General features: G+C 64.4%; 11 protein-coding genes and 1 pseudogene. 3 read left to right on the forward strand and 9 right to left on the reverse strand.

Features of this window, described 5'->3' with window-relative positions; translation table 11 throughout:
* Positions 1 to 4 precede the first annotated feature (4 nt).
* The 5 genes and pseudogenes from OKW45_RS10275 to OKW45_RS10295 all read right to left on the reverse strand — a co-directional run.
* Positions 5 to 636 (reverse strand): annotated as a pseudogene (locus tag OKW45_RS10275) (Nramp family divalent metal transporter); the annotation flags it as partial.
* 80 nt (positions 637 to 716) lie between these two features.
* Entirely contained in the window at positions 717 to 2,384 is a 1,668-nt protein-coding gene (locus OKW45_RS10280) for an efflux transporter outer membrane subunit (RefSeq protein WP_429467783.1), read from the reverse strand.
* Positions 2,385 to 2,397: 13 nt separating this feature from the next.
* Positions 2,398 to 5,583, reverse strand: coding sequence for an efflux RND transporter permease subunit (locus OKW45_RS10285; protein WP_429467784.1), 3,186 nt, complete (start codon positions 5,581 to 5,583; stop codon positions 2,398 to 2,400).
* A gap of 43 nt (positions 5,584 to 5,626) precedes the next feature.
* On the reverse strand, positions 5,627 to 6,847 hold the full coding sequence (locus OKW45_RS10290) for an efflux RND transporter periplasmic adaptor subunit (RefSeq protein WP_026226339.1): 1,221 nt from the start codon (positions 6,845 to 6,847) through the stop codon (positions 5,627 to 5,629).
* 34 nt (positions 6,848 to 6,881) lie between these two features.
* Entirely contained in the window at positions 6,882 to 7,748 is an 867-nt protein-coding gene (locus OKW45_RS10295) for an alpha/beta hydrolase (RefSeq protein WP_018423443.1), read from the reverse strand.
* A gap of 175 nt (positions 7,749 to 7,923) precedes the next feature.
* On the opposite strand from OKW45_RS10295, the gene OKW45_RS10300 reads away from it, so the two are divergent.
* From OKW45_RS10300 to OKW45_RS10310, 3 genes are all read left to right on the forward strand, one after another.
* A complete protein-coding gene (locus OKW45_RS10300; RefSeq protein ID WP_018423444.1) occupies positions 7,924 to 8,928 on the forward strand; it encodes a LysR family transcriptional regulator in 1,005 nt (334 codons plus the stop codon).
* 211 nt (positions 8,929 to 9,139) lie between these two features.
* Complete coding sequence (locus tag OKW45_RS10305) at positions 9,140 to 9,445, forward strand: DUF4148 domain-containing protein (protein WP_429467786.1); 306 nt, start codon at positions 9,140 to 9,142, stop codon at positions 9,443 to 9,445.
* A 338-nt stretch (positions 9,446 to 9,783) separates the two neighbouring features.
* Entirely contained in the window at positions 9,784 to 10,764 is a 981-nt protein-coding gene (locus tag OKW45_RS10310) for an aldo/keto reductase (protein WP_429469334.1), read from the forward strand.
* Positions 10,765 to 10,911: 147 nt separating this feature from the next.
* On the opposite strand, the gene OKW45_RS10315 is transcribed toward OKW45_RS10310, so the two are convergent.
* From OKW45_RS10315 to OKW45_RS10330, 4 genes are all read right to left on the reverse strand, one after another.
* Positions 10,912 to 11,817 (reverse strand): cation diffusion facilitator family transporter, encoded by a 906-nt coding sequence (locus OKW45_RS10315; protein WP_429467788.1) that lies wholly within the window; start codon positions 11,815 to 11,817, stop codon positions 10,912 to 10,914.
* Between the two features lie 172 nt (positions 11,818 to 11,989).
* Positions 11,990 to 16,828: an NAD-glutamate dehydrogenase gene (locus OKW45_RS10320; protein ID WP_429467791.1), complete on the reverse strand. Its 4,839-nt coding sequence runs from the start codon at positions 16,826 to 16,828 to the stop codon at positions 11,990 to 11,992.
* A gap of 188 nt (positions 16,829 to 17,016) precedes the next feature.
* Entirely contained in the window at positions 17,017 to 17,877 is an 861-nt protein-coding gene (locus OKW45_RS10325) for an alpha/beta fold hydrolase (RefSeq protein WP_429467794.1), read from the reverse strand.
* Positions 17,874 to 18,911: a M14 family zinc carboxypeptidase gene (locus OKW45_RS10330; protein ID WP_429467797.1), complete on the reverse strand. Its 1,038-nt coding sequence runs from the start codon at positions 18,909 to 18,911 to the stop codon at positions 17,874 to 17,876. The genes OKW45_RS10325 and OKW45_RS10330 overlap by 4 nt, the downstream gene beginning before the upstream one ends.
* Positions 18,912 to 19,029: the final 118 nt, after the last annotated feature.

The following is a 19,029-nucleotide window of genomic DNA, read 5'->3' on the forward strand; positions in this document are numbered from 1 at the left end:
AATACCCAACCGCGCCATTGCCGAGCATCCGCACACCGATCAGCGCCGGGATTAGCGCGAGCGCTCGCGTGATGAAGCGCCGCCTGCCAGCACGGAATCTTCATTTTCAGGAAGCCTTCCATGATGACCTGCCCCGCCACCGTGCCGGTGAACGTCGAGCTTTGTCCCGACGCGAGCAGCGTGATCGCGAACAGGAAGGCGGCGAAGCCGGTGCCGACGATCGGCGCTAGTGGCAGGAACGCGAGCGCGCCGCCGAGCACTTCGGCGAGATGGTAGGCAATGATCGACAGCTCCGCGAGCAGCCACTGCGCACGCGCGACGCCCGGCGAATAGCGAGCGCTCGACAGTTGCGCGAGCGCGCCCGGTCGCGATACCGAGGCGCATGCTCAGACATTGCAGCGCCATCGCCGCGAGGCTCGACAGCAGCACGACGAACAGCAGACTGTAGCCGAAGCGCGAACCTGCTTCGATCGGGGCGGCCCAGTTGCCCGGGTCCATATAGCCGATCGATACGAGCAGGCCGGGCCCCGCGAATTGCAGAATCTTCTTGCAGAACGGTGCGCCTGCGGAGACGGCGACCAAGCCCTGTACCTCGGACGGACAGAACGGCGCTGTGGCGCTACAAACAATTTGCATGAAAAACGCCGGGAGGCGCTTGCGCGCGACCCGGCGTCGTTGATGAGGTTGATGAAGCGCTTGCCAACAGGGCCAGGAATTCAGCGCTTCGCCACCTGCTGCTGCGCTGAAACCGATGCGGCTCCGGCCGCGGAGCCGGAAGCCGCAGCCAGCGAAGCCGCCGCGCCGCCGGAAGCACCAACCGGCACCGGCGCCGCCCCGACCGCCGTATCTGCCGCCGTCACATCGCCCCAACCGCCACCGAGCGCGCGAATCAGATTCACGGTCGCGACCGCCTGCGTGCCCGCCAGATGGCTCGCCTGCAATTGCGACTGCAGCACCTGCCGCTCGCCATCAATCACGTCGAGATAGCTGACCGCGCCCTCCGTGTACTGCGTGCGCGACAGGTGCGCGGCGCGCTGCGACGCATCGACCGCGTCGTTCTGCTCGCGCATCTGATCGTCGAGCAAGCGCAGATCGGCGAGATTGTCCTCGACTTCGCGGAACGCCACGAGCACCTGCTGGCGATATTGCGCGACGTCCTCGTCGTACTTCGAACGGGCCTGCGCGAGATTGGCCTTGCGGCGGCCGCCGTCGAAGATCGGCACCGTCAGCGCGGTACCCGCGAACGGACCGAGGATGAACGCGCGGCTCGACCACATGAACAGATCGCCGAGCGTCGCCGATTCAAAGCCGAACGCGCCCGTGATGTCGAGCTTCGGGAAGAACGCCGACTTCGCGAGCCCGACGCGCGCATTCGCTGCCTGCATCGCGCGTTCGGCTGCCGCGATGTCCGGCCTGCGTTCGAGCAGCGCCGACGGCAAACCCGGCGGCACGCGCACCGCCACCGGCGCAAGCGGTTGTTCCGCGAACGAGAAATCCGCGGGCGGCTTGCCGAGCAGAATCGCGAGGCTATGCTCCGAGGCCGCCCGTTGCCGCGCGACGCCGACCGCATCGGCACGCGCGCTCGCGAGCTCGTTACGCGAGCGCGACAGATCCAGCTCGCTGATATCGCCTTCCTTGAAGCGCCGCTCGACGAGCTTCAGCGTGTCCTCGCGCAACGCGACGGTGCGGCGATACAGATCCTGGTCGGTGTCGAGCTCGCGCAACTGGAAGTAGTTCTGCGCGACGTCGGCCTGCAACGACAGCTGCACCGAGCGAAACAGCGCTTCGCTCTGCTGCTCGTCCGAGCGCGACGCGTTCACGTTCGAGCTGACCCGCCCGAACAGATCCGCCTCATACGACGCGCCGACCTGCGCACGCCAGATCGTGCCGGTCGTGCCGCCCGCGCTGTCCGGCAGGAACTGCGACGCCGCCGACGCACGCTCCCGGGTCGGGCCGAAGCCCGCGTCGAGCTTCGGGAACCAGTCGGACTTCGCCGCCTGGGTGACCGCGCGCGCCTGCTGCACGCGCGCGGCTGCGGCCTTCAGGTCCTGGTTCGCGGCGGCGGCCTGCTCTTCGAGCGCGTTGAGCTGCGGGTCGCCGAACACCTTCCACCATTCGCCACGCAGGGCGTCGTCGGCGGGCTGGGCCGGCTTCCACGTGCCGGTGTTTTGCGCCGACGCGGCCGAACCAGCCGCCACGCCCGACGCCGCCGCAGCCGACGTCGCCATCGCGGGCGCTTCCTTGAACGCCGCCGGCGTATCGACGTCGGGACGCTTGTACGTGGGCTCGACCGAACAAGCGGCCAGCAGCGCGATCAGCAAACCGCTCGCGGCCGCGCGGCCCCATCCGCGCAAAGAGTCAAAGCGAGATTCAAAGCGTTTCATTGTTGTTTTCTCCTCAGGCGTCCGTAACGGGCGCGCCGTAGCGCGGCGCATCCTTCTGCGCGACGTGAATCGTCCCGCCCGCGAGCGAACGCAGCACCACATAGAACACCGGCGTCAGCATCAGGCCGAACAGCGTGACGCCGAGCATGCCGAAGAACACCGCGACGCCCATCGCGTGACGCATCTCCGAGCCCGCGCCGCTCGACAACACCAGCGGCACCACGCCCATGATGAAGGCGATCGACGTCATCAGAATCGGCCGCAGACGCAGACGGCTCGCTTCGATCGCGGCCTGCAGCGGACTGCGTCCGTCGTGTTCGAGCTCACGCGCAAACTCGACAATCAGGATCGCGTTCTTCGCGGACAAGCCCACCAGTACCATCAATCCGATCTGCGTGAAGATGTTGTTGTCGCCACCGGTGAGCCACACGCCGGTCAGCGCGGACAGCACGCTCATCGGCACGATCAGGATCACGGCGAGCGGCAGCGTCAGGCTTTCGTACAGCGCGGCGAGCACGAGGAACACGAGCAGCACGCTGATCGGGAACACCCACATGCCCGCGTTGCCGGCAAGGATCTGCTGATATGTGAGGTCGGTCCACTCGAGCTTCACGCCGCGCGGCAGCACCTCGGCGGCCACGCGTTCGGCCGCGGCCTGCGCCTGTCCCGACGAAAAGCCGGGCGCTGGGCCGCCGTTGATGTCGGCCGCCGTGTAGCCGTTGTAGCGCACCACCATCTCCGGCCCGTAGGTCGGCGTCACCGTGACGAGCGACGACAACGGCACCATCTCGCCCGCCGCGTTGCGCGTCTTCAGTTGCAGGATGTCGTCGGCGCGTTGACGGAACGGCGCGTCCGCCTGCACGCGCACCTGATACACACGGCCGAAGCGGTTGAAGTCGTTCACGTACAGCGAGCCCAGATAGATCTGCATCGTGTCGAACACGTCCGTGACCGGCACGCCGAGCTGCTTCGCCTTCACGCGATCGAGATCGACGTTCAGCTGCGGCACGTTGATCTGATAGCTGGAGAAGGTCGGCCCAAGTTCGGGCGTTTGCGCCGCGCGCTTCACGAATGCTTCGGCAGCCTTGTTGAGTTCCGCGTAACCGACCGCGCCGTGATCCTCGAGTTGCATCTTGAAGCCGCCGAGTGTGCCGAGCCCGAGCACCGGCGGCGGCGGGAACACCGCGACGAACGAGTCCTTGATCGCACCGTACTGCTGGTTCAGCGCACCGGCGATGGCGCCCGCCGACAGCTTCTTGTCGCCGCGCTCCTTGAACGGCTTCAGCGTGACGAACACGATGCCCGCGCTCGAACTATTCGTGAAGCCATTCACCGACAAACCAGGGAAGGCCACCGCGCTTTCGACGCCCGGCTGCTTCAGCGCGATCGCGCTCATAACGCGGATCACCTTCTCCGTGCGATCGAGCGACGCACCGTTCGGCAACTGCGCGAACGCGATCAGATACTCCTTGTCCTGCGCGGGCACGAAGCCGCCCGGCACGATCCGCGCCACCAGCACGGTCGCACCGATGAGGATCGCGTACACCGCGAGCATCGCGCCCTTGCGACGCAGCACGCCGGTCACCCCGCGGCCGTAGGCTTCCGAACCACGATGAAAGACCTTGTTGAAACGCTTGAAGAAGCCGCCGAGCACACGGTTCATCACACGCGTCAGCCAGTCTTCCTTCTCGCCGTGGCTGCGCAGCAGTAGCGCGGACAACGCCGGCGACAGCGTCAGCGAATTGAACGCCGAGATCACCGTCGAGATCGCGATGGTCATCGCAAACTGCTTGTAGAACTGGCCCGTGAGACCCGTCATGAACGCGAGCGGCACGAACACGGCGACGAGCGTCAGCGCAATCGCGATGATCGGCCCGCTCACTTCGCGCATCGCCTTGTAGGTCGCCTCGCGCGCACTGAGCCCGCTTTCGATGTTGCGCTCGACGTTCTCCACCACGACGATCGCATCGTCGACCACGATACCGATCGCGAGCACCATGCCGAACAGCGACAACGCGTTGATCGAAAAGCCGAACGCAAGCAGCAGCGAGAACGTGCCGACGATCGACACCGGCACCGCGATCAACGGAATGATCGACGCGCGCCACGTCTGCAGGAACACGATCACGACGATCACGACCAGCGCGATCGCTTCGAGCAGCGTATGGATCACCGCCTCGATACTCGAACGCACGAACTGCGTCGGGTCGTAGACGATCCGGTATTCGACGCCGGCCGGCATGTCTTCGGCGAGTTCCTTCATCGCCGCGCGCACCTGCTCTGAAATCGCGAGCGAGTTCGCACCCGGCGCCTGATTGATCGCAAGCGCAACCGCGGGCTTATTGTCGAGCAGCGAACGCAGACCATATTCCGACGCCGCGAGCTCGATGCGAGCGATATCGCGCAGATAGGTCACGCCGCCGTCGGGCGCGGTCTTCACGATGATGTCGCCGAATTCGCCCTCGGTCTTCAAACGGCCGCGCGCATTCACCGACAACTGCAATTGCGTGCCCGGCACCGACGGCGACGCACCGATCACACCGGCCGCAACCTGGATGTTCTGCTCGCGGATCGCGTTGACGACTTCGGTCGCCGTGAGACCGCGTTGCGCGACTTTCTGCGGATCGAGCCAGATACGCATTGCGTAATCGCCCGAGCCCCACAGTTGCACTTCGCCGACGCCCTGAATCCGCGCGAGCCGATCCTTCACGTTGAGCAGCGCGTAATTGCGCAGATACGTCATGTCGTAGCGATCGTTCGGCGAGATCAGGTGCACGACCATCGTCAGCGTCGGCGAACTCTTGATCGTCGTCACGCCGAGCCGCTGCACGTCATCCGGCAGACGCGGCAGCGCCTGATTGACGCGGTTCTGCACGAGCTGCGTCGCGAGGTCGGGATTGGTGCCGAGCTTGAACGTGACCGTCAGCGTCAGATTGCCGTCGCTATTGGCCTGCGACTGCATGTACAACATGTTCTCGACACCATTGATCTGCTCTTCGAGCGGCGCGGCGACCGCTTCGGCGATCACTTTCGGATTCGCGCCCGGATACTGCGCGTGCACCACCACCGAAGGCGGCACCACTTCCGGATACTCGGAAATGGGCAGCTTGAACAGCGAGATGATGCCCCCGAGCAGGATCAATACCGATAGCACGCCTGCGAAGATCGGGCGATCGATGAAGAATTTGGATATGTTCATTGGAAGCTCTTAACGTTGGAGCATGCGCGTTGGAGCATGCGGCTCACGAATTGCCTTTCGCGCCGGCCTCGGCCTTGGCACGCGACTGCGCGAGCGCTGCGCTGTTCGGGTCGTCGTCGGTCGTCATCGGCACCATGTGCGCGCGGACCGTATCGCCGGGACGCACACGCTGAACGCCGTTGACGACGATGCGATCGCCCGGCTTCAAGCCGTCCTTGACGACGCGCAGATTGCCTTGCATCGAACCCGTCGTGATCCCGCGATAAACGACGTGGTTGCCCTGATCGACGACCAGCACGAACTTCTTGTCCTGGTCGGTGCCGACCGCGGCATCGTCGATCAACAGCGCCGGATGCGGTGCGCTGCCCCCCACCTTGACGCGCGCGTAGAGGCCCGGAATCAGCGCGCCGTCCGCGTTGTCGAACTTCGCGCGCACGCGGATCGTGCCCGACGACGTGTCGAGCCGGTTGTCGACCGACTCGATCGTGCCGCTGCGCGAGTAGCCGGATTCATCGGCGAGACCGAGTTCGACCGGCACCTTGCTGCCGTCCTTCGCGCGGCTCAGGTATTGCAGGTAGGTCTGCTCGTCCGCGTCGAACGACGCGTAGATCGGCGACACCGAGACGAGCGTCGTCAGCGGCACCGAACTGGCGCCCGCCGACACCACGTTGCCGACCGTGATTTCCGCGCGCGACACGCGGCCCGACACCGGCGCGACGATCTTCGTGTAGCCAAGATTGATGCGCGCGGTTTCCAGCGCGGCTTGCGCGGCCTTCAGGTTCGCGCTCGCCTCGCGCGCGGCGTTCTGCTTCTCGTCGTAGTCGCGTTTGGCGATCGCGTTGTCGACAATCAGCCGTTGCGCGCGTTCCCAGTCGCTTTGGGTGTAGCCGGTGCGTGCCTGCGCGGCCGCGAGCTGCGCTTGCGCGCGATCGACTTCGGCCGCGTACGGACGCGGATCGATCACGAACAGCGTGTCGCCCTGCTTCACGAGCGCGCCGTCCTTGAAGTTGACTGACACGATCGTGCCCGGCACCTGCGAACGCACGTCCACTTTCTGCACGGCTTCGAGACGGCCCGAATAGGACTGCCAGTCGGTGATCGTCTTCTGCACGACGGTCGCCACGTCCACTTCCGGCACGATGGTGGGTGCGGCCGGCGAGCTCGCATCGACACGAATCGCGCCGAAGGTGCCAAGCCCGGCAAGGACGACGACGACCACGGCGGCTAACGCCACGCGGCGGCGGGAAAGAGGAAGGATAGTCATGTGTAGCTCCCGGTATCGTTGATTGAATTTCTGTTTATCGATGAGCGCGCGCGTCGAAGCGCCACTGGAAAAAGCGCACCGCTTCCTGCAAAGCGGGCGGATGATCGGCGAGCGCCGCGTGCGACACGCTCGGAAAGCGCACCACCTGGGTCTGCACGCCCGCGTCGATCAGATTGCTTGCATACTTCTCGGCCTCGACGTGCAGCACGTCGTTCTGCGCGGTCGCGATCAGCGTGGCCGGCAAGCCGGCGAGCCGCGACGATTCGAGCGGCGCCGCATACGGATGCATGCGCTGAGACGCTTGCGGCAGATACGCGCGATAACACGCGGCGCACTCGCGCGCGGTGATGTCCGAACCGAGCCGCTGCTCGTCGCCGAGCCGCGTCAGGCTCGGATCCAGCATCGGGCCGAACAGCGCCTGCGCGCTGATCGGCACGTCGTTACGATCGCGCGCGATGAACGCGAGACAATTGGCGAGTTGGCCGCCCGCGTCGTGGCCCGCCACGCCGATCTTTCTGCTATTGCCACCAAATGCCCGTGCCCGCGTCTGCACCCACAGCGCGGCGCGATGCGCGTCTTCCGGCGCGGCCGGAAACGGAAACCGCGGCGCGAGCGAATAGCCGACCGACACCACGAGCGCCGGTAAATGTTCTGCGAAATACCGCGCGGCGAAGTCCGCGCATTCGATCGAACCCTTCGTAAAACCACCACCGTGAAAATAAAGCAGCACCGGCAATGCGGTTTTTTTCGTCAGCCGATACAGGCGCAACGTAATGGGTTGAGCGTACCCATCGATACCCACGTCGGTGACTTCAAGCGTTGCGTCATTGGCCTCAGCGCCAGTGTCTTCGGCGGAAACGCCGGTGGAAAAAGGCGGGTACGGCGATTTGAATGCATCCATGTCGAGCCGCGCAAATGCGCATAGAACTTCAATGGTCCGAATTGTGGGTTCGGCAGACTCGCAAATAAATGCCTATAATCCGGCAACACAATTCGGTGCCTTTGAACAATCCCGTTGTGATTGTTTTCGCGGACTCCATTCCCGCCTGTGCACCAGCCCCTTCTGGAGGTTTGCAATGGACCGGCTTCAGGCCATGCAAGTGTTCACGCGCGTCGTCGACACCAACAGCTTTACCCGAGCAGCGGAAACGCTCGACCTGCCGCGCGCATCGGTTACTACGATTATTCAGAACCTCGAAGCGTTTCTCGGCACGCGGCTGATGCACCGGACCACCCGCCGTCTGTCGCTGACGCCCGATGGCGCCGCGTACTACGAGCGCTGCGTGCGCATCCTCGCGGACGTCGAAGAGACCGAGGCGAGTTTCCAGAGCGGCAACAAGAAGCCGCACGGCAAGCTACGCATCGACATGCCAGGCTCGATTGGCCGTCTGCTCGTCATTCCGTCGCTGTGCGAATTCCACACGCGCTATCCGGACATCGATCTGCAACTGGGCCTGACCGACCGGCCCGTCGATCTGCTGCAAGAAGGTGTCGATTGCGTGGTGCGTGTCGGCGCGTTGCAGGATTCGTCGCTGGTCGCGCGCCGCATCGGTCTGTTCGAGGGCGTGACCTGCGCGTCGCCCGACTACATCAAGCGCGCGGGCGTGCCCGCTTCGCTAGAAGATCTCGACAATCACAAAGCCGTCAACTACTTCTCGAGCCGCACGGGACGCACGCTCGACTGGGCGTTCCTGGTGAACGGCAACGAAGTGGAAGTGAAGATGAAAAGCATCGTGTCGGTCAACGACGCGGATGCCTACGTGACCTGCGGACTCGAAGGCTTCGGCCTGATTCAGCCGGCGCGCTTCATGGTGCTGCCGCATCTGGGCTCGGGTCAGCTCGTCGAAGTACTGCCGGACTTGAAACCCTTGCCGATGCCGATTTCGGCAGTCTATCCGCACAGTCGTCATCTGTCGCCGAAAGTCCGCGTTTTCGTAGACTGGATCGCGGAGCTGTTCGATCGTTGCCCATTGCTGAGCGGACGCGGCACTCTCGACGCCACCTGCACGAAGCGCACCTTCGAGCAGCGCGAGTCCGCGCCGGCACTCGACACGCCGGTGATGACCGAATGGGTCGCATGAAGTACGGGAAGTGAAACAGTGAATTCCAGCCGCGGCTCCAATGCCGCGGCAACTGTGCAATCGCACGGCCCCGGTGAAGCCTCGCTTGCGATTGTTCCTGAATCGCGACAATTCATTTCGCAAAACCGCGATTTATCCGCACCGCGTCGACGTCTACATTTCACCCTGTCGCAGCGCCATCGCGCTGCCAATGAATGGACAGGAGTGAATCATGAAACGCAATCTGTTGGCAGGCCTCGCTATGTCACTGCTCGTCAGCGTTCCGGCATTTGCGCAAGGCGGCGGCGGTATCGGCCGCGCGGGAACGTATGACACGCAACCGGCGCCGACCGCGAGCACGAAGACACGCGCCGAGGTCAAGGCCGAACTGGTCGCCGCGTATCGCGACGGCTCGCTGCCCTCACTGAATCGCACCTCGTATCCGGACAAAGGCCTGATCGGCCAGACGCAAGCCGCGCGCATCGCGTTGCAGGAAGGAACGAACGGCGAAGTGACGCGAGTTGCGAAGGGCCAGTAACGAGTTAGAAGAAGTTGATTCAGAACCCGGCGCGCTTGCGGAGCAAAACTGCGCGCCTCTTCATCGAGGAGCACATCATGACACCATCGGAACTCGACAACTGGAATACCGACACGCCCGTGTGGACGCCGTATCGCCCGGTACAACATTGAGCGTTGGCTGACGTTCACGGCACTCGTCGTCATGCGCCCGCGAAGTGGCTTCGCGGGCGCATTTGCATTGAAGCGATCGAAAGCGGGTGCGGCCCGTGACGACGCGCTTGCCGTCGTTTCCCTATAATCGAACGTCCTTCCCTCGCAGCGGGTTTGTGCGCTTCACTTCACTATAGGAGCAACATGATGGATTATGTGAAACTCGGCCGCATCGGCCTCGATGTATCGCGTCTCTGTCTCGGCTGTATGAGTTATGGCGTACCCTCGCGCGGCACGCACCCCTGGTCGCTCGACGACGAAGCCGCGCGGCCTTTCATCAAGCAGGCGCTCGATCACGGCATCAACTTCTTCGACACGGCCAACGTCTATTCGGACGGCACCAGCGAGGAAATCGTCGGCCGTGCGCTGAAGGACTTTGCGAAGCGCGATGAGATCGTGCTAGCCACCAAGGTCAATAGCCGCATGCATCCGGGCCCGAACGGCGCGGGGCTGTCGCGCAAGGCGATCATGGCGGAGATCGATAACAGCCTGCGGCGGCTCGGTACCGACTATGTCGACCTGTATCAGATCCATCGCTGGGACTACGGCACGCCGATCGAAGAAACGATGGAAGCGCTGCACGATGTCGTGAAAGCCGGCAAGGCGCGCTATCTCGGCGCGTCGTCGATGTACGCATGGCAGTTTGCCAAGGCGCTGCAGGTGGCCGAGCGCAATGGCTGGACGCGCTTCGTGACGATGCAGAACTACGTGAATCTGCTGTACCGCGAGGAAGAGCGCGAAATGCTGCCGCTGTGCGAAAGCGAAGGCATCGGCGTGATTCCGTGGAGTCCGCTTGCCCGCGGACGCTTGACGCGTGACTGGGACACCGAAAGCGCGCGCTCGGAAACCGATGAATTCGGCCGCACGCTGTACGCGCACACGCAGGAAGCGGATCGGCGTATCGTCGAGCGGGTCAGCGAGATCGCGAAAGAGCGCGGCGTGCCGCGCGCGCAGGTTGCGCTAGCGTGGGTGCTGCAGAAGAAGCCGATTACCGCGCCGATTGTCGGTGCTACCAAACTGCATCATCTCGACGATGCAGTCGCGGCGCTCTCGTTGAAGCTCAGTGACGACGAAGTTCGCCGGCTCGAAGAACTGTATGTGCCGCATGCGGTGGCGGGGTTCAAATAAACGCTGTGAAGCGTACTGGCATCCAGTCGGGACGGGCGGAATGACCCGCGATTGCAGCGCACGTCGCTTCGCCTCCGCTCGCCTCCTCGCCTCCTCTCGTCCGCGGGGTTCATGGACCCGATTCATGCCCGAGTGGAGAAGTCTTCTTTAATTGCGCGGCACATCCGGTTCGAAGAACACCCAGCGCACCTGAGGAAACGTGGCCTGCAGATCGGCCTCGATGACGTTGATCGCATCGACCATCGCGCGGCCGCTCGCGTAGTCGATCATTTCCGCCTGCACCGCCACCACCACGTGGCGCCCCCACTGCAGCGTGATCATGTTGATGATGCCGCGAATCTCGGGACGCGCGCGCAGATGCGCGTCGATGGCGCTGCGCACTTCCGGGCTCGCCGATTCGCCGACGAGCATCGACTTCACTTCACGCGCGACGAGCCACGCGATCGTCATCAGCAGAAGACCGACCCCCACCGAGCCGAGCGCGTCATACACGGGGCTGCCGGTCACCATCGTCGATAGCACCGCGACGAAGGCGATCGCGAGACCGAATAGCGCGGCGATATCTTCGCCGGCCACGACCAGCAGGTCCGATTCGCGCGTCTCGCGAAACCAGTGCCACAGATTTTTATCCGGATGCGTCTTGCGAATCTCCTTGACCGCGCCCCACAACGATAGCGATTCGAGCACCACCGACACACCGAGCACCGCCAACGCGACGAACGCATATTGCAACGGCTCGCGCGCAATCAGTCGATGCACGCCCTCATACACCGAAAACGCACCGCCGACAAAAAACAGCAGCAACGCAACCAGCAGCGAATAGAAGTTGATTTCGCGGCCGCTACCCATCGGATGCAAAGGGCTCACCGGCTTGCGCGCTTCGCGCAGTCCGAATAGCAGCAGCAGTTGATTGCCGCAGTCGGCGGTGGAGTGAATCGCTTCGGCGAACATCGATCCGGAGCCGGTGAACGCCGCCGCGGCGAACTTGCAGACGGCGATGCCGAAGTTGGCCGCGAGTGCGTAGAAAATGGCTTTCGGCGATTCTTCTTTCATCTGCTGGCGGCGGTCGGTGAGTGGGCTGGGTATTTTTGGGTATTGCACGAGCGAAGTGATCGGCAAGTACTCGATATTATGGATGACAACGACACACCCGGTCGCAGGAATCGGACCTGATGTGCCGTCGTGCCGCCAGTTCCCCAGGCGTCCTTTGCACCATTCGCGCGGCTCACGCCCTCTCGAGCGCCGCCATCTCCCGTACGACAACCAGCAACACCGAAAGACTCGCGCCGCCCGTCGCGCGTAGATCGGTCAGCAGACGCGTATAACGCTCGAGCTGTGTCGGGCGTTTGTCGCGCCACGCTTGCACCAGCGAATCGGGCGTCGATGCATCGGTCGCGCCGGCCAATGCGCTCGTGGTCAGCGCGCGCTTGAGCCGTGCGAGTTCGGCGAGCGCCGATGCGCGCGCGAGCATGTCCCAATGCGTCGGCGCCGGCAATGAGGCGGCGCGCTCGCTAATCCAGCTGTAGTTCAGCAGCGTGCCGAGCGCGAAGTAGACGCCCGCGACCTGTTCGAGATTACGCCCGCACGTCGACGCGACTTCGGCGATATCGAGCAGCGCAGCGGACACCTCGCCGCTCGCGATCCGCACCGCGAGATCGCTATCGACACCCGCATCGACGAATACCCGTTGCCGCTCCGACAACGCTTCGAGGTCCGCGCCAGGCAACAGCGCCGGCCATTGTGGCGCGAGACGCTGCGCGGCGTCGCGACAGCGCGCGAGCAGGCCGGTCACGTCGTCGCCGGCCGCGCCCGTTTGCAGATGCCGCAGGAACCACAGCGCCGAACGTTCGACGAGCCGCGCGACCTCCGCGAACATGCGTGCCTGCACGTCGTCGGGAACGCGGTTGTCGAGCGCGTCGATGCTGCGCCAGATCTGATCGAGATCGAACACGTCGCGCGCCATGATGCACGCGCGCACGATGTCGCCGGGCTGTGCATCGGTCTCCTCCATCAGCCGATGCACGAACTCGCAGCCGACGCGATTCACGAGCGCATTGGTCAGATACGTCGCGAGGATTTCACGGCGCAGCGGATGGCGTTGCATCGGTTCGCGGAAACGCTGCCGAAGAGGTTTCGGAAAGTACTCGATCAACATATCGCTGACGAGCGGGTCTTCCGGCATCGACGATTCGAGCAGCGCGTCATAGAGCCACATCTTGCTATAAGCGAGCAGCACCGCGCGCTCGGGTGTCGTCAGTCCCTGCTTCGCGGCCGCGCGCTCGGCGATATCCTCGTCGGTGGGCAGAAACTCGATCACGCGATTGAGCCGCCCCGCCTTCTCCAGATAGCGCATCAGGCGCGCTTCGGCATCGAGCAGCTCCACGCCAAAACGGCCCGCGATCGACAAGGCCTGGGTCTGATAGTAGTTGTCCGTCAGCACGAGCAGACCGACTTCATCGGTCATTTCGGCAAGCAACGCATTGCGCTGCTTCTCCGTCATCTCGCCGTCGGCGACGACGAGGCCCAGCAGAATCTTGATGTTGACCTCGTGATCCGAGCAATCGACACCGGCCGAATTGTCGATCGCATCGGTATTGATGCGGCCACCGCACTGCGCGAACTCGATGCGCCCGAGTTGCGTCAAGCCGAGATTGCCGCCCTCGGCCACGACCTTGCAGCGCAGATCCGCGCCGTTCACGCGAATCGCGTCGTTCGCGCGATCGCCCGCCTGCTGATTGGTCTCGCGGCTCGCCTTCGCATAGGTGCCGATGCCGCCGTTGTAAAGCAGATCGACCGGCGCCTGCAGAATCACGCGCATCAACTCGGCCGGCGAGAGCGCCGCCGCGCTGATCCCGAGCGCCGCCTGCACCGCCGTCGACAGCGGAATCGTCTTCGCGCTGCGCGGGAACACGCCGCCGCCGGCCGAGATCAGCGACGGATCGTAATCGGCCCAACTCGAACGGTCGAGCATGAAGAGCCGCGCGCGTTCCGCCATGCTCGCCGCGGGATCGGGATTCGGATCGAGAAAGATATGGCGGTGATCGAACGCGGCGAGCAGCTTGATATGCGGCGACAGCAGCATGCCGTTGCCGAACACGTCGCCCGACATGTCGCCGACACCGACCACCGTGAAGTCCTCGCTCTGCGTGTCGACGCCCATTTCGCGGAAGTGCCGCTTGACCGACTCCCACGCGCCGCGCGCGGTGATGCCCATCTTCTTGTGGTCATAGCCGACCGAGCCGCCCGACGCGAACGCGTCGTCGAGCCAGAAACCGTATTCCTGCGAGATCGCATTCGCGTAGTCGGAAAACGTGGCCGTGCCCTTGTCGGCGGCGACGACCAGATACGGGTCGTCGGGATCGTGGCGCACCACGTCAGGCGGTGGCACGACCTCGGTGCTCGCCAGATTGTCGGTCACGTCGAGCAAGCCGCGCAGGAAGGTCTGATAGCACGCGACGCCTTCGCGCATCCACGCATCGCGCTCGCTCTGCGGCGGCGGATTCTTGACGACGAAGCCGCCCTTCGAGCCGACCGGCACGATCACCACGTTCTTCACCATCTGCGCCTTCATCAGGCCGAGCACTTCCGTGCGGAAATCCTCGCGCCGATCAGACCAGCGCAGGCCGCCACGCGCGACGCGCCCGCCTCGCAGATGGACGCCCTCGACGCGCGGCGAATAGACCCAGATCTCGAACATCGGTTTCGGCTCGGGCAAGCCGGGCACCTGGGCGGGATCGAACTTGAACGACAGATACGGCTTCGGTTGGCCCAGAGCGTCATGGCGGTAGTAGTTGGTGCGCTTGGTCGCCTTGATCACGCCGAGGAACTGCCGCAGGATGCGGTCTTCGTCGAGATTAGGCACCTGGTCGAGCGCGCTGTCGATCGTCTCCAGACAAGCGTTGACGCGGGCCTCGCGTACCGCGCCGAGCGCCGGATCGAAGCGCGCGATGAACAGGTCGACCAGCATGCGCGCAATCGCCGGATTGCCGGTCACCGCGCGTTCGATATACGCGTCGCTGAACGTCGAACCGACTTGCCGCAAATACTTCGCGTACGCGCGCAGAATCGTCACCTCGCGTGCATTGAGCTGCGCGCGCAGCACGAGGCGGTTGAAGTCGTCGCTTTCGATCGTGCCGGTCCACACCTGCTCGAACGCCTGTTCGAACAGATCCTTGACCCGCTCGATGTCAAACTCGGTATCGTCAGCGAGTTCGAGGCCGAAGTCATGGATCCACGCGGGCATCGCACCGGGCGCCTCGATCAGATAAGGCCGCTCTTCGTCGACGCGCACGCCCAGATGTTCGAGCATCGGCAAGCTGCGCGACAGTGCGATCGGCAGGCCCGCGCGATACACCTTGAAACGGAACGCGCGCGGTCCGGATTCGATCGGCCTGTATAGGTTCATCGCGAGCCGCTCGCTGCCCTGCACGCGCTCGATCAGTTCGATATCGCGCACGGCCGTGCGCGCCGGATAGTCGTCGCGATAGCCGGCCGGGAACGAATCGGCGTAGTGCTGCAGCAAACGGTTGCCCTGCTCTTCTCCGTACGCGTCGAGCAATGCGTCGGCCAGATCGTCCTGCCAGCGTCGCGCGACCTGCACGAGGCGCGCTTCGAGCTCGCGCGTGTCGACGCTTGGCATGCCGCCCGCTTTGGCATGGACGACGAAATGAATTCGCGCGAGCGTCGACTCCGACAGCAGCGGCGTGAATTCGACGTTCTCACCATTGAATGCGTCGGCGAGCAGGTTCGCGATGCGCTGCCGCAGATCGGTGTTGTACTTGTCGCGCGACACGAACACGAGGCACGTTACGAAGCGATCGAAGCGATCGCGCCGCACGAACAGCCGCGTGCGCTGATGCTCCTGCAAACGCAGCACGCCGAGGGCGGTGTCGTACAGCTGGTCCTCGTCGGCCTGGAACAATTCGTCGCGCGGATAGGTCTCGAGCACCGTCACCAGCGATTTCGCCAGATGACCTTTCGGCAGGAATGCGGCGCGTCTGACGATATTTGCGCATTTGCGCCTCACGATCGGAATCTCCGCGGACGACACGAAATAAGCGGTGGACGTATACAGGCCGATGAAGCGCCGCTCGCCCGTCACCTTGCCATCGGCGCCGCTCAGCTTGATGCCGACATAGTCGAGATAGCCGGGCCGGTGCACCGTGGCGCGCGAATTGGCCTTAGTCAGAAAGATCGGCGACGACCCGGAGATGATCTCGGCGGCCGCCGGCGGCAACGGCGTGACTTCCGCCGCGCCGCCCGGCTGCTGCGCATCGCGCAGAATGCCGAGACCGGATCCCGCGACCGCCCGCAAACCGTAGCCGCCGTCGTGGTGCACCAGTTCGTAATCACGGTGGCCGAGGAACGTGAAATGATCGGCGACCATCCATTCGACGAACGCGCGCGCTTCGACGCCCTCGGGACCGCTTTCGCGCGCCTTCATATCTTGAATGGTCTGCTTCGCGCGTTCGATGATCTTCGGCCAATCCTCGACCGCCGCGCGCACGTCGCCGAGCACGCGCGCGATGTCGTCGCGCAACGCGTCGAGTTTTGCGGCATCGCCACAACGATCGACCTCGAAATGGATGCACGAGGTCAGATGCGAGCGCGTATCGCCGGCTTCTTCGGCACCTTGGCTCACGCGCGCGATGCTGCCGTCCGGCGCGCGCCAGATCCGAAATACCGGATGGACGACCGAATGCAGCGCGAGCCGATGCCGGTTGACCGTCATCGAGACCGAATCGACGAGGAACGGCATGTCGTCGTTGACGATTTCGATCACCGTGTGATCGGAATGCCAGCCATGCTGTTCGAGGATCGGGTTATACACGCGCAGCCGCTGCTCGCCCGGCACGAAGCGCTGCGCGGTCTGCCAGTGGGCCAGCGCCGCGCCGTACAGATCGGCGATCGAGCGGCTTTGCAGATCGCCCGCGTCGACGAAATCGTAGTAATGCCGCAGGAAGAGTTCGACGATATTGAAGGTCGGCTCCGGCAACCGCCCCCGTGCAAATTCAACAACATCGTTCAGCAGGTGTGTGACGGCCTCTTCGTTCTTTGCTTGCATGATCGACTCCCCTGGCTGGCGGCAATGGTGAGTATCGCGTGATTCGCAGGCAACGTCTGACTTGGAATTATGCGCCTGCCGTACGCGATACGGCCGTTTCGCGCAGTCAGGTAATACCCGCTGACCGGTCGTCGAAGAATCGCCGGGCCCAGTTCGCATCGCTGCGGCGCGGCAACGCCGTGCGCGGCTCAACGCGCGGGCTTTGTGGGCGCCGGTGCCGGCGCGGCCGCATCGCTATCCTCGGCGCGCTGGGTGAGCCACGCGCGAATCTGCGCGGCCGTCCACGCGGGATCGTCATGGGGTAGATCGTGGCCGGCCCACGGATGCTTGCGATGCGGCGCGCCCCACGCCGCCGCGAGCTTCGCCGAACAGACCGGGTTGACGAGCCCATCGGCTTCCGACGACAGAATCAGCAGTGCACACTCCGGCGCGGCGGGCGCCGCGCTAAAGCATGCGGCCGCCCACAATTGCCGTAGCGCATTCGCGCGGCTCACCGGCGCGCTGAGGCGAATCGCGGTCCAGGCAGTGAGATCCGCGCCCAAGGTGTGGAGGTTATTGCACGTGAGTCGATGGATGCCGCTCTCGGCATCGGCGGCATCGCTCCAATGCGCCGCGACGCCGAGCAGACCAGGCCACGCCGACGGCCGCAGCCGCTCGTGCATGCGGCTGAATGGCCGCATGCTTGTATTGATCAGCACGAGCCGTTCGATCTCGCCGGGATGACGCTGTGCCCAGTGGGTCGCGACCATGCCGCCGAGCGACATCGCGAGCACGTTGTAGGGGCCCGGCACACCCGTTTCGAGCGCTGCCTGCCGCACGAATGCGACCATGCCCGCGACGCTCGCGGGCGCGCGCCGCCGCACGTATTCACCGTTGCCAGGCAGGTCGAGCAGCAGCAAACGCAAGCCGGTCGTGCTCGTTGCGGCTGGGGTTGCATCGCGCAAGCTATCGCCCGAAATTTGACCCAGGGTTTCGCGCAACGCCGCCGGCAAGCGCCCCCAATGCCGCGTTTCCCGCGTCAGTCCGCGCAGCAGAATCCACGTGCTCATACGCGATCCGGCCCGTACCAGTGATCCCGCGCGCTTCGCAGCAACTGCTCGCGACGGTTGCCTTGCGGCAGCCAGCGCTGCGCCGAAAACGCCGCGCGCGCGAGGAAGTCGAACAGGTTTGCATGGCGCCGCAGCACGCGCGCGGTGCGATGCTCCATGACCGGATTGAACATGCCCTGCCGCGAAAACAACTGCCGCGGATTTTTCTTGATCCACAGCCACGAGCCGAGTTCGAGCGTCATCGGCAGAAAGACGTTCGGCGCCGGCGTGCGGTCATACGCGTAGTCCCACAGATCGCCGTGCAGCAGATACTGATGGCTTTGCGGCTCGAACGTGTAGCCGTGATGCGGATGCGCGTGTTCGAACATGCTCTTCAACACGTACATTTCGGGCAGATGCGGCATCTGCCGGCGGGTTCGGGCGTACGGAAACCAGATGCTGTCGCTCCAGCCGTAGCCGGAATGGCAATCGAGCGCGATGCTCAACGGCCGCGCGGCGAGCTGCGTCTCGACTACATGCAGCAGCGCGGCCGCCTCGACCTCCATCGGCTCGCCCGCGCGGCCGCGATACCAGGGCAACCACGCGCCGACGCGCTGGCCGCCCGCCAGCAGCGGCACGCGCGCGTCGGCGTCTTGCGGTGCGTTGCGCATCAGGTCGACGCCGCGCGGATTCGCGCGCGTCGCTGCCCACATGCCGCCGGGATTCGCGATCGGTAGAAAGATCAGCCGGATGGACTGCAATTGCCGCACCAGCAATTCGTCCCATTCGAGCCGAGCGAGCAGCGCGCGCATATGGTCGAGGACGAGTTGCGAGCCGATTCGCTCGAGCCCGTGAATCCCGCCGAAAAAGCCAATGGCTGGCGCGAGCGGATCGGATGAACCGATGCTCGCGGTGTAGATGGAAAAGCGCCGGCCGCGTACCTCGGTCTCGCAGACCGCGCGGATTTCGAAGCTCGCCCTGCCTTGGTCGAGTATCGACTTGAGATCTTCATATTCGGCAAAACTGTCCGGAAGAAAGCTCAAAGGAGTCGGCATGACGGCGTGACCGGAGTGTCGGGATTATTAAGGACGGCCGGAAAACCCGCACTATAGCCTGGCTGTGTGTCAGCACGCGCGAGCGCGCACGTGTGTACGCGAATCGTGTCATCCGTAT

This window comes from Paraburkholderia lebeckiae (genome assembly GCF_050436225.1).
Taxonomy (GTDB): domain Bacteria; phylum Pseudomonadota; class Gammaproteobacteria; order Burkholderiales; family Burkholderiaceae; genus Paraburkholderia; species Paraburkholderia tuberum.